Raw genomic sequence first — 12650 nt, forward strand, 5'->3', positions numbered from 1 at the left:
CGCTGATCACCAGCTCTCAGGTGGAATCGCGCTCGACCAGGGCGTGGGTCCACAGGGTGAGGCGGTGCCGTCCGATCTCGCCGCCCTTGACGACCTCGTCCAGAGCCTGGGCGAGCACGGCCGGAGCGGTCGCGACGTCGAAACGGACGGTGGTCAATCGGGGCCGCAGCAGCTTCGCCAACGGCAAATCGTCGCACCCCACGACCGCCACGTCGCCGGGAACGGAGAACCCGTTGTCGGCGAGCACGGCCATCAGCAGCATCGCGTAGTCGTCGTTGTAGGCGAACACGCCACGCTTCGCCGGCGCGCGTCCGGCGGTGTCCGCGCCGTCCACACTGTCCGCGCCGTCCACACTGTCCGCGCTGCCTGCGCTGTTCGCGTCCCGCCACACGTCCAGCATCGCGGCGGCCGCGGCCTCGGAGAAGGCCAGGTCCACCCGCGTGTACGGCACGCCGTGGGCCGCGGCCACCCGCTGCACGCCCGACGCCCGGCGCAGGCCCATCTCGCGCAGGCCGTCCTCGACCGGGACGATCGCGGTGAGGGTGGAGCAGCCGCGCGCGGCAAGGTGTTCGGCGGCGGTGACCCCGATTGCCTCGTGGTCCATGGTCACAGTGGAGACGATCTCGGAGGACCAGCCCACGACGCCGAGGCCGACCACCGCTTTGATCCCCGCCGAGTGCAGGACGTCCACGGCCTGCCGGGTCAGCCGCTCGGCCGGGGCGATGACCGCGACCGGGCGCAGCTCGGCCCACGCGCGGGCGGCGGCGACGCCTTTCAGGCGGCGCGCGCCGTACTGGATCATGGTGTACCCGAGCCTGCTGAGCTCGCGGTCCAGCTCCTCCATGATGCCGACGGCGAGCACGCCGTAGGGGATGTCGACCAGCGGGACCAGCACCAGTCCGCTGTGCCCGGTCCGCAGTGTCCGGGCTCCGGCGTGCGGCACGTACCCGAGCCTGTCGGCGGCCTCCCGGACGCGCGCCCGCGTCTCGTCGCTGATCCGCATGCCCTCGCGGTTGTTGAGGACATACGACACCGTCGCCTGGGAGACCCCTGCCTCGCGGGCGACGTCGAGACTTGTGGGTGGCTTAGCGGACATCACGTCCATTCTGGATCATAGCGAGTTGATAAAGACCAGAACCCTGCTCTTGTCGCCTTCTGGGCGCGATGCTATCAACTGCTTATACGTATAAGCAGGCCGTCGACGCCGGGCTGACCAAGCGGGGACGCCATCTCTCGTCGGCGCGCCGAACAGTCGATCACTTCTGTGAGGTAATTCCAATGCTGCTGCACACTCGCGAATGGGGCTCCGGTGACCGGGTAGCCGTACTGATCCACGGCATCATGGCCGACTCCCGCTGCTGGTGGCGGGTCGGCCCGGCGCTGGCCGAGCGCGGCTACCGGGTCATCGCGGTGGACCTGCCCGGCCATGGCGACAGCCCCCGCGCCGAGCGGTACACCCCCGAGCTGTACGCGTCGAGCGTGCTGGAGTCGGTCCCGGCCCGCCCCGGCCTGGCCATCGGCCACTCACTCGGCGGCCTCACCCTGGCCGTCGCGGTCGAGCGGCTCAAGCCGGGCAGGGCGGTCTACGCCGACCCGGGGTTCCGCCTTCCCCAGGTCGATGGGGTGGATCTCGGCGCGATGATGGCCGCGGCCAAGGACCAGACCGTGGAGATGGTGCAGCAGGCCCATCCCGGCTGGTCCGCCGAGGAATGCGCGCTCGAGGTCGAGATGCTGGCCAAGTGGGACCCGGCGACCGCGGTGGCGCTGAGCTCGTTCGTCGACTCGGACTTCACGCCGGAGCCGGTCGTTCCGTCATTGGTCCAGCTGGCCGACCCGAGCATGCTGGTCTCTCCGGAATTCGCCGACACCCTCGTCTCCAAGGACTTCGAGGTGCGCGTGGTGAAGGGCGCCGAACACACGATCCATCGCCACCTGTTCGAAGACTTCATGGCCGGCCTCGAGGGCTGGATCTAGATCTTCCGCTACGGCTCCCGCCTGAGGGGGCCGCTGCGCGAGCACGTCTCCCGTGCTCGAAACACGTCGCGACACGTCGCACTCCTTGATGCCGATCACACCCCCCAATGGAGCATCATGACCGTCACCACCTCCGCGCGAAGGACAGGTCAGGCCGGCCTCTTCGGGCTCCTCTTCATCGCCAATACCGCGATGTTCGCCGTCTACTTCGGCGTGGGCGGCCCGCTCGTGCAGAGCGCCATCGAGGTCGCCGACCCCGTCAACAAGGTGTCCAACGCGGGCTTGGTCGCCGGGGTCAGCGCGATCTTCGCCACCCTGTTCAACCCGATCGGCGGGGCGCTCTCCGACCGCACGCACTCCCGGTTCGGCCGCCGCAACCCCTGGTTGCTCGGCGGCGCGCTGGCCGCGTTCGTCGCGCTGTGGTTCCTCGGCACGGCCAAGACCGTCATTGTGATCCTGGTCGCCTGGTCCATCGCCCAGGCCATGATGAACCTCTTCCAGGCCGCGCTCACGGCCGTCGTCCCCGATCGTGTGCCAAGGGAACTGCGCGGCACCGCCTCGGCCGTCGCCGGCATCGCCACCTCGGTCGCCGCCATCATCGGCACCCAAATCGCGGCCGCGTACATCGGCTCGGTCGCGGGCTACCTGCTCCTGGGCGGGGGCGTGGTCGCGTCGGCCGTCCTCCTGGTGCTGTTCAGCAGGGATCCCCGTCCCGGGGAGTACGAGGTCGTGGTCAAGGAGCGCAGGTCGCCGTTCGCCGCGCTGACGGACTTCCTCTCCGCTCTCAAGCACCGCGACTTCATGTGGGTGTTCCTCGGCCGCGCGCTGATGAACCTCAGCTATTTCATGGTGCTGATGTTCCAGCTCTACATCCTCCAGGACTACATCGCGCTGCCCTCGGGCGTGACCGCCATCGGGGGCGTGGCGACCCTGACCCTGATCAACACGGGCACGTCCGTCGTCGCCACCCTGATCGGCGGGCCGCTGGCCGACAAGCTGCAGCGGTACCGGCTGTTCGTGTTCGCCTCCAGCGCGATCACCGGGCTGGCGCTGCTGATCCTGCTGCTGTCACCCACCTGGACCGGAATGATGATCTTCGCGGCCGTCAACGGGGTGAGCTTCGGCGCCTACTACGCCGTCGACACGGCGCTGGTCACCCTCGTCCTGCCCAACCCGGAGAACGCGGCCAGGGACCTGGGCGTGCTCAACATCGCCAACGCCGGACCGCAGATGATCGCGCCCCTCGCAGCGGCGTTCCTCATCGGCCTGGGCGGCTACCCGACGCTCTTCATCGCCGGCATCGTGGTGGCGATCCTGGGCTCACTGACCGTGCTCCGCGTCAAGTCCGTCCGCTGACCCGTACCGCTCCGCGGCCGGACGCCCTGCCCGGCGGCCGGCAACACCGCCCGAGGAGGACCATGCAAACCCATCGGAGGCGGCAGCAGAACTGTGGTGTGGCACACACTCCGGCCGAGTCACTGGGCGGCGCAACACCGTGGGATGTCCCGACGTTCGTGAGACCTGATCGGCGGTCCCCCAGGTGACGGAGTTCGAGGCGGCGACCTGCCGGAGGGACGCCGCTGGAATGCAGGTAGACCCGCCCACCGTTGACGGCGAGCGGGTCTACCTGCGGATCAGAGCACGGCCCGGCGGGCGGGCCTACCTCCGGATCACAGTGATTCGGGGCGGAAGGCCCACGGGCGGACGCGTTCGACGGCGGCGCCGACATTGAAGACGGTCGCGTCGTCGTAGCTGCGGCCGACGATCTGCACCCCGGTCGGTACGCCGTTGGACGCGCGCCCGGACGGGACGTTGAGCACCGGGCAGCGGCTGGCGATGTTGAAGACCGGTGTCAGCGCGTACTCCAGATAGTCGTCGAGCTCCACGCCGTTCACCGTGAGCTTGGTGTCGACGTAGTCCTCGCCCGCGAGCAGGCCGGGCGCCGCGGTGGTCGGGCAGATCAGCGCGTCGTAGCGGTCGAGCAGTTCGCCGATCGGCGCGTAGATCGCCGCCTCCATCTCCAGCCCGGACAGGAAGCCGCCTCCCTGCCCCATCGCCTTCGCGGCCGTCTCGGCGAAGGCCAGGGAGTAGGGATTGAGCTGGTCGCCGAACTCGGCGGCGACCCGGGCGACCGAGGGGCCGAAGATGGCGCCGAAGTGGATCATCGTGGCTTGGAAGACGTCGGCGCGGCTCAGGCCGACCTCGACCTCCTCGACGATCGCCCCGGCATCCCGCAGCGCGTCGGCCACGGCCTTGGTGTTGGCCGCGATGTCCGGCTCGATCGGCCAGTCGCCCAGGTTCGGCGCGTACGCGATGCGCATCCCGGCCACGTCACCGAGCGTGTCGGGGATCTGAACGGCCGGGCGGAGCGAGACCACGTCGCTGGCGTGCGGGCCGACGATGACGTTCTGCATCAGCGCGCAGTCGGCGACCGTGCGGGCCATCGACCCTTCGTGGCAGTAGTGGTCGAGGTTGAACGGCGGCATCACGGGCACCCGGCCGTAGGGCGGCTTGTAGCCGACCGTGCCGGTGTTGGCGGCGGGCAGCCGGATCGAGCCGCCGATGTCGGAGCCCGTGGCGAGCGTGGCCGTGCCGGAGGCGAGCGCCGCCCCAGAGCCGCCCGAAGAACCGCCGGGCGAGTAGTCCAGGTTCCACGGGTTGCGGGTGATCCCCCACAGCTTGGAGTGGGTGAAGCCCGCGCAGCAGAACTCGGGCGTGGTGGTGCGGGCGTGCACGATGCCACCGGCGGCGAGCAGCCGCTCGATGACCGGGTGGGTCACATCGGCGACATTGTCGGCGAACGCGAGCGAGCCGGTCCTGGCCAGCCGTCCGGCGATCGGCTGCTCGTCCTTCGCCGCCACCGGAATGCCCTCCAGCGGGCGCGCCGAGCCGTCGCGGTAGGCGTCCTCGGCCTGCTTGGCCTGGAGGAGCGCCTCCTCGAAGGTGCGCTCGGTCAGCGCGTTGACCTGAGGCTCGACGGCCTCGGCCCGTTCGATGACGGCGGTCATCAGCTCGACGGGGGACAGCTCGCGGGATCGGAACAGCCGCAGGGCCTCGGTCGCGGGCAGGTAGGCGAGGTCGGTCACGGAGCCACACTCCTTGTCACGTTGTCGGAGGTCGGGGAGCGCCCATCGGGGTCGCGATGAAGGGATTCGGTGGGGGCCGGCGGGGTCGATCACCCGAGTCGCCCTCGGATCGGGAGGCGAAGTACGCCGCCGTCCGATCCGCCGAGGTGCAGGGTCTGCCTCGCCTGCCGGGACGACGACGCGTGCCACGGGTCTTCGCCGTTACCGGGATGCACGAGATAGAGCGGGAAACACGAACTACTGATCGCCAGGCGCAGACGGTGCCCGGGGCGGACGCGGTAGGCGGTGTCTCCGAGTCGCACGCGTACCCGGGCCGGACCGGCGCCGGTTGAGGCGATCTCCGCGCCCTCCAGCACCATCCGTGCCCGCCCGGACGGGTAGACGTCGAGCAATCGGACGATCACATGGGTGGACGGTGCCGTGGCCTCCACCGTCAACTCGACCTCCACCGGACCCACGACGTCGAACGGAGCGTCCTGCGCGTCCCCGGTGAAGGTCGCGACATCATCGCGCGAGTGGATGACCTGCTCGTCCGGAAGCCCGGAGAGCTGGCTCCACTCGACGTCGACCAGGTAGGGAACCGGGTTCAGGGGGTCGTGCGTCCACGACACGTGAGAACCCGTGCCGTCTGCCCGCGTGCGGAGCGCACCGCCGTCCGCCCCGGATAGCGCCCGCTCCCCTTCCGTCAGGTGCAGCTCGACCAGACCGGCGTCCCCGACCGGCCAGCGGTCGGCGATCTGCCATTCGGCGTTGGCGATCCGGTACCGCACGCGAGGAGCTCGCCACCGGCCGGGACGTCCTGACAGGTAATGGTCCAGGAACCGGATGGGCTCATCGAGCATCCTGGGCAGATAGCGCACGAGGGCGTCGTCGTCGACCTCGTGGTCCTCGTGCGGGACGCCGTCCTCGCGCAGCTCGAAGTCTTCGTGATCCGTGGCGTTCATCCGCAGGAACTGGTGCGCCGCGGCGGGCGACGAGCCGACCCAGCGCCAGTCGTCGAGCTGGCTCCGCTGGAGGTTGTCCCACCAGCCGCCCATGTGGAGCGCGGGGAGTTTCATGGCCGGGGCGGGCGGTCCCGCGGGAAACGCGCGCCGCAGCAGCGTGCCGTCACCACAGCTGCGGACGAGGTCTTCGAGCAGCGGGGCCATGTGGGCCGCGTACTCGGGGAGCGAGTCGAGCCCGGCCACCGGCTTGGCCGGCAGGACGGCCCCGTCGAGCATCCCGAACGTCGTGAAGGTGTGCAGGACCCACTCGTAAAGCGGAAGCTTGGGCACGACGTCAGGGGAGAACATGTCCATGAACCGCGAGCCGGTGACGCGCGGCACGATCGCCCGCAACGCGGGGTGGCCGCTGGAAACCGCGGCCCACTGGGTGAAGCCGTAGTAGGAATCGCCCAGCATGCCCACCGTGCCGTCGCTCCACGGCTGCGACACGATCCAGTCGATCGTCTGATGGCCGTCCGCGGCCTCGTTCACGAAAGGAAAGCGCTCACCCTCGGACCGGAACTTTCCGCGGACGTCCTGGACCACGGCCGCGAACCCGTGCGCGTTGAGATAGGCGGCGACCGCCGGCATGAAGGTGTAGCGCCCGCACTTGTCGTACGGCAGGCGCACCAGCACGGTGGGCAGGTCCCGCCGCTGGGACTCGGGCAGGTAGACGTCTGTGGCCAGGCGCACACCGTCACGCAGGCGCAGCATCGTGGCGTCGGCGCGCGCGTCGATCGGTGCGGGGGCGCTGCCCCAGCGCGAGCCGGTGGAAGTAGTGCTCATGGACAGAACCGAATCTCCTCGTGTGCAGGGCAAAAGAGAACAAAGGGAACAAAACGGAGAAAACAGGGCACGGGGAAAGGGAAAACGCGCATCGGTGAACCGCGGCACCGGCCGTGACGTGCCGGTGCCGCGCCGCGTCCACGGCCGGAGCGCGAGACCGGGTGGCCGCGAGTGGCCGCGAGTGGGTCTAGACGGCGCCGATCATGGCCGCCCAGGGCATCTGCAGGTACGCGAACGACACCGGCGCACCGGAGATGCGGTTGTTCATGTAAAGCTGTTCGTAGGGGCCGGCCAGAGGGATGACGAGGCGTTCCGGTGTGTAGAGCGCCTGCGCTTTGACGAAGAGCTCGGCGGACGTGCTCACGTCGGCGGTGTGCAGCCCCTCATCCATGAGCCGTCGAACCTCGGGGTCGTCGTAGCCCGTCCAGTTGAAGAGGCCATCCGCCCGCACGTAGTTGTCCGGATAGGAGATCGGGTTGGCGATTTCGCTGTAGCCGACGGCATAGACGAGATCGACTTCCTTGCGCCGGTCGGCGTTGTAGAAGAGGTCGGAGAACTCCGTCGGCTGGATCTGCCTGATCGTCATGGTGAGCCCGATCTCCTTGGCGGCCGCCTGGACGAACGTCAGGATCTGCAACGCCGTCTGGTCGCCGGCGGGCATCGCCGCCACGAACGACCGATTCGCCGGATCGGCTTCGGCCACGAGTGACTTCGCCTTCTCGAGGTCGGGCTTGGAGGTGTCCTGCAGCTTCCCGTACGCCTCTTCGAAGACGGTCCGCGTGGGGCCGGTCCCCCACATGCCCGGCGGGATCATGGTGTTCAGCGGCTCCGCGGCCGGGCCGTACACGTTCGCGACCAGGGCGGTCTTGTCAATGGCGAGATCAAGCGCTTGTCTCACCCGCGGATCGGCCATCGGGCCCGTCTCCTGGGCGGGAAGGAGCTCCACCATCTGGGTGCTCGGCCCGAGGTACAGCTTTCCAGACCCGGAGTTGGCGAGCACGGAATAGCTCGTGCTCGGCGACTCGTACATTCCGTCGACCTCTCCGGCGAGGAGAGCGCTCGTCAGCGTGCTCGAGTCGTTGATGAACTTGAAGTCGACCTGCTTGGCCTTGGCCAGACGGGTTTTGTCCCAGTAGTTGTCGTTGCGGGTAAGCGTGATCTGCTCCCCTGGCGCCCACTTCTCCAGCGCGAAGGGACCCGTACACATCACACCCCCCTTCGGCGTCCCGTAGGTAGCACCCGCCTTCTCGACGTAGGCCTTCTGCGAGATCACACCTGGCGGGGTCGCCATCGACTCCTCGAAGAGCACGCTCGGCTTCGAGAATTGGACCGTGACCTGCATCGGCCCCGTCTTCTTGATGGAGGTCACGCCGTCATACGTCGACGACCAGAAGGACCCGAGCTTCTTGTCCTGCGTGTGCCGCTCCAGGCTGTAGACGACGTCCTCCGGCGTGAGCGGGTCGCCGTTAGTGAATGTCACGCCGGGCCGCAGGTCGTACACGATCGTCCGGTCGTCGGGACGAGTGATCTTCTCCGCCAGGCCTGGCTCGATCTTGAAGTCGGCGGTCATCCGCACCAGGCCTTCGCACAGGTTCGCTTCGACCGTGCTTCCGGGGTAGTCGCCGATCAGGGCCGGATCGAGTGACGTCGGCTCCCCGCCGGCGAGCGCCCAGGTCAACCGCTCCAACTGCCCGTTTCCTGGCGCCGTCGTGTACGTCACCGACTTCTCCAGGTCTTCTCGCGACACCTGTGCGACCGGCTTGGCGGCGCACCCCGCGGCGAGTGACGACGCGGTGAGTCCGGCGGCCAGCAGGAGGAAGGGACGGCCGGCTCCTAATGCGGGGCGGTGTCCGGACGATGCGGCGGTTCGGTCCCTCATGGGAGGGGCTCCTTTGTCTCGGATTCGGGGGGCAGGGGGTGACCGTTCGAGGCCGGAGGCTCACCGGTGGTCGTGCGGCGTCGCGGAGTCCAGCCCGGACGCGGCACCGACGCGAGAAGCCGTTGGGTGTACGGATGGGTCGGCCGCTCCAGCACGCTCGCGACCGTTCCGCGCTCGACGATGCGTCCTGAGCGCATGACGACGACGTCATCGCAGATCTGCTGGACGACGGCGAGGTCGTGCGTGATGAACAGGTAGGCGACACCGGTCGCGTCGCGGATGTCGGCGAGCACGTTGAGGACCTGGGCCTGGATCGACACGTCGAGCGCGGCGACGGCTTCATCCAAGATCAGGACCTTCGGCTCCGCGGCGAGGGCGCGGGCGATGGCGACCCGCTGCCGCTGTCCGCCCGACAGCGCGCGCGGCAGGGCGCCCGCCTGTCGCTCGTCGAGACCGACCTGATCGAGCAGTTCGCCGACACGGCGGGCGCGTTCGCGTGCGTCCATGTCGAAGTGCAGCTTGAGCACCTCGTTCAGACAGTCACGGACACGCTGGCGTGGGTCCAGCGACGAATAGGGATCCTGGAAGACGATCTGCACCTGGCGCCCTCGCTGCCGGCGACGCGCCGAGCTCGCGCGCGTGCGGATCTGCTCCACGCCGTCGATCAGGACGGCACCCGAGGTGGCTCGTTCGAGCCCCACGATGAGGCGGGCGCAGGTGGTCTTGCCGGAGCCGGACTCGCCCACGACAGCCAGGGAGCCACCGGAAGCAAGGGTGAAGCTCTCACCGTGCAGGGCCGTGAACTCACCGTCGGGGCAGTCGTCGGTGACGGCGACGGGGTACACCTTGCGCAGGTCGCGCACCTCGAGAACAGGGTTGCTCATCGGGTGCCTCCACCACTGCCCACGGCGGGAGATCCGGCGGCCGCGTCGATGAAGTCGATGAAGTGGCAGGCGACCCGCCCTCCGGGCACCTGGGTCGGTGCGGGTCGTTCCTGCCGGCAGCGGTCGCGTACCCGCGGGCAGCGGGTGGCGAACGCGCAGCCGTCGCCGACCTCGAACGCCGAGATCGGCCGGCCCTCGATCGTCTGGAGACGGCGCTCACGACGTCCCAGTTCTGGACGCGCGGCCAGCAGCCCCTTGGTATAGGGATGCGACGTGGCCAGGCCGAGCGCGTCGGCCTTCTGCTCCTCCACGATCGACCCGGCGTACATGACGGCGATCCGGCCGCAGACCGCCGCGGCGAGGTCGAGGTCGTGCGTGATGAAGAGCATGGCGAGCCCTCTCTCGCGACGGAGCTCGTCGATGATCGCTATGACCTCCTCCTGGGTGGTGACGTCGAGGGCGGTCGTCGGTTCGTCGGCGAGGAGCAGCTCCGGCTCGGTGGTCAGCGCGGCGGCGATCATCACGCGCTGCAGCAGGCCACCGGAGAGTTCGTGCGGGTACTGGTTCAGGCGCCGGTCGACATCCGCGATTCCCACGGCGCGCATCAGGTGAGAGATCCGCTCGCGGGCCTGCGAGGTCGAGAGCCGGCCGTCCAGCATCACGCCTTCGAAGAGGAAGTCCCCGATCGTCCGCACGGGATTGATGTGCGCCCGGGGATCCTGGAAGATCATGCCCACCCGTGTCGCGCGCCACCGGCGGAGGGCGCGCCGGTCCATGCCGGGGATCGAGATCCCGTCGAACCGGATCTCGCCGGAGAGGCGAGCGCCCTCGGGGAGCAGGCGCATCACCGCTCGGGTGGTCATGGACTTTCCCGACCCCGACTCCCCCACGAGACCGACCGCCTCGCCCGCCTGGACGTCGAGCGACACGTCGTGGATGACGGTGCGCATCCCCTTCTTGGCGGCGGGCAGCTCCACCCGGAGCCGATCGATCGACAGCAGAGCGCTCATCGGTCATCTCCCATGAATGCCTTGGCCAGTCCCTGGCCGAGCACGTTGAATGCCACCACGGCGACGAGGATGGTCAGCCCGGCGTACAAGGACTGCTCGACATGGCCGGCGATGATCGACGACTGGCCGTTCGCCACCATCAGTCCCCATTCGGGGGTCGGGGGCTGGGTGCCCAGGCCGAGGAAGGAGATGGCCGACAGGTCGAGCAACGCGTAGCCGTACGACACGGTCGCCTGCACGATCAGCAACGGAAGCAGGTTGGGGACCAGGTGCCGTACGCAGATCGCGACGGCGCCGAAACCCTGCACCTCGAGCGCGGCGATGTAGGGGAGGTTGCGCTGGCGGATCGCCGCGGTTCGCAGCACCCGGGCGATGTAGGGGATGTAGGAGATCGACAGGGCCGCGGCCGGGGCGAGGAGCCCAGGACCGATGACCGCCACCGCGACGATCGCGAGGATGAGACCGGGGAAAGCGAAGATCACATCCAGGGCCCGCGAGACGAACGCGTCGAACCGTCCGCCGATCCAGGCGGCGGAGACGGCGATGACGGTGCCGACGACGGCCGCGATGAGAACGACGATCGCGGGGCCCAGGAGACTGGAGCGTGCGCCGTGCAGCAGCCGCGACAGGATGTCCCGTCCCGTGTTGTCCGTGCCGAGCAGGTGGGCGACGCTCGGCCCCTGGTAGACGGCGGACGGGTCGACCTGTGTCGGGTCGTACGGCGCGATGACCGGCGCGAACACGGCGGCGAGAGTGAACACCACCACGATGACGCAGGCCACGGTGGTGGGGCCGTCGAAGCGGGCGCCCCATGAAGTGATCTCGCGGGAGTCGGGCTTGGGGGCCACCTGGAGGACGCTCATCTGGCCGCCCTCCCCGCCGCCCGCGGGTCGAGCAGCGCGTTGCACAGATCCACCAGCATGTTGACCACCACGAACGCGGCGACGAGCACCAGCGAGATCGCCTGCACGATCGCGAGGTCCTGTTTGGCCGCGCTCTCCACGAGGAGTGCCCCGATGCCGTTGATCCCGAATGCCTGCTCCGCCACCGCCGTACCCGCGAAGAGCCCGGCCACGGTCAGTCCGCTGACGGTGAGGATCGGCCCCGAGGCGTTGCGCAGGACATGACGGCGGAGGATCAGCCGTTCCGGAACACCGCGAGCATGGGCGGTGTCGACGTGCTCGGAACGTATCTCGTCGCGTACGGCGGCCCGCGTCACCTGAGCCACGTAGGCGATCCAGGAGAAGGCCAGCGCGAAAGCGGGCAGGGTCAGGTGCCACAAGCGGTCAGTCAGACCGCTTCCCGCGCCGAAGACGGGGAACCACCCGAGTCCCGTGGCGAAGACCGCGACGAATATGACGGCCATCACGAACGTGGGCGCGCCCATCATCACGGTCGTGGCCATCGTGATCACCACACCCGCGCGCTTTTCCTTCCACGCGGCGAGGACACCGAGCCCTACACCGGCGATGACGATGACGATCGCCGCATACGCGACGAGCAAGATCGTGGTCAGCGCTCGGCTGGCGATGAGGTCACTGACTGGGCTGCGGTAGACGAGTGACACCCCGAAATCACCGCGAACCGCCCCGGAGAGCCATCGGAGATAGCTCTGCCAGAACGGGTCGTCGAGGTGGAACTGCCTGCGTACCGCGGCCAACGCCTCGGGGTTCGGTTTGCTCCCCCCGACGAGCAACGTTGCCGGGTCGCCGGGCACGATGAACATGGCGCCGTAGATGACCACGCTGGCCACGCCCAGCGTGGTCACAAGTGCGGTGAGCCGGCCCAATAATGTTCGTGCGCGCGATGCTGCCCTGGAAGTGATGACGGCACTCCCCTCTGTGCTGGTGAAATCGCCCGAGCCCGGTGCCGGGTGCGCGTCTCACGTGAGAACGGGGCGTTTATGCAACGTCGTTGTATGACACTGTTATATGACGTTGTTGGAGGAAGCTATATGCTCTGCCGAGTGAGCGTCAAGAACTAATTCCTGCGACATTGCGGGGACATATCCCACCCCGCGCGAGGACGCAGTCGTCACGTGTGCACCG

10 protein-coding genes are annotated in these 12650 nt (G+C 68.8%); 2 read left to right on the plus strand and 8 right to left on the minus strand.

Annotation, left to right across the window (positions count from 1 at the left end; all coding sequences use genetic code 11):
- Positions 1-16 precede the first annotated feature (16 nt).
- On the minus strand, positions 17-1096 hold the full coding sequence (locus tag QSK17_RS04175; protein WP_285703033.1) for a LacI family DNA-binding transcriptional regulator: 1080 nt from the start codon (positions 1094-1096) through the stop codon (positions 17-19).
- A gap of 182 nt (positions 1097-1278) precedes the next feature.
- On the opposite strand from QSK17_RS04175, the gene QSK17_RS04180 reads away from it, so the two are divergent.
- The gene (locus tag QSK17_RS04180; RefSeq protein WP_285703034.1) at positions 1279-1974 is read left to right on the plus strand and encodes an alpha/beta fold hydrolase; all 696 of its coding nucleotides are present in this window, start codon (positions 1279-1281) and stop codon (positions 1972-1974) included.
- Between the two features lie 117 nt (positions 1975-2091).
- A complete protein-coding gene (locus tag QSK17_RS04185) occupies positions 2092-3330 on the plus strand; it encodes an MFS transporter (RefSeq protein WP_285703035.1) in 1239 nt (412 codons plus the stop codon).
- A gap of 314 nt (positions 3331-3644) precedes the next feature.
- Here the strand turns inward: QSK17_RS04185 and QSK17_RS04190 are convergent, their stop codons facing one another.
- From QSK17_RS04190 to QSK17_RS04220, 7 genes are all read right to left on the minus strand, one after another.
- Entirely contained in the window at positions 3645-5060 is a 1416-nt protein-coding gene (locus QSK17_RS04190) for an amidase (RefSeq protein WP_285703036.1), read from the minus strand.
- An 89-nt stretch (positions 5061-5149) separates the two neighbouring features.
- Entirely contained in the window at positions 5150-6829 is a 1680-nt protein-coding gene (locus QSK17_RS04195) for a CocE/NonD family hydrolase (RefSeq protein ID WP_285703037.1), read from the minus strand.
- 187 nt (positions 6830-7016) lie between these two features.
- Positions 7017-8708 carry an ABC transporter substrate-binding protein gene (locus tag QSK17_RS04200; RefSeq protein ID WP_285703038.1) on the minus strand — a complete coding sequence of 564 codons (1692 nt, stop codon included), beginning with the start codon at positions 8706-8708 and terminating at the stop codon, positions 7017-7019.
- Entirely contained in the window at positions 8705-9592 is an 888-nt protein-coding gene (locus QSK17_RS04205; RefSeq protein ID WP_285703039.1) for an ABC transporter ATP-binding protein, read from the minus strand. Before QSK17_RS04205 ends, QSK17_RS04200 begins: the two co-directional genes overlap by 4 nt.
- Positions 9589-10602: an ABC transporter ATP-binding protein gene (locus QSK17_RS04210; RefSeq protein WP_285703040.1), complete on the minus strand. Its 1014-nt coding sequence runs from the start codon at positions 10600-10602 to the stop codon at positions 9589-9591. The genes QSK17_RS04205 and QSK17_RS04210 overlap by 4 nt, the downstream gene beginning before the upstream one ends.
- Entirely contained in the window at positions 10599-11465 is an 867-nt protein-coding gene (locus tag QSK17_RS04215; RefSeq protein ID WP_285703041.1) for an ABC transporter permease, read from the minus strand. The genes QSK17_RS04210 and QSK17_RS04215 overlap by 4 nt, the downstream gene beginning before the upstream one ends.
- Positions 11462-12391 carry an ABC transporter permease gene (locus tag QSK17_RS04220; RefSeq protein WP_285703042.1) on the minus strand — a complete coding sequence of 310 codons (930 nt, stop codon included), beginning with the start codon at positions 12389-12391 and terminating at the stop codon, positions 11462-11464. The genes QSK17_RS04215 and QSK17_RS04220 overlap by 4 nt, the downstream gene beginning before the upstream one ends.
- Positions 12392-12650: the final 259 nt, after the last annotated feature.

This window comes from Microtetraspora sp. NBRC 16547, from assembly GCF_030268965.1.
In the GTDB taxonomy this organism is placed as follows: domain Bacteria; phylum Actinomycetota; class Actinomycetes; order Streptosporangiales; family Streptosporangiaceae; genus Microtetraspora.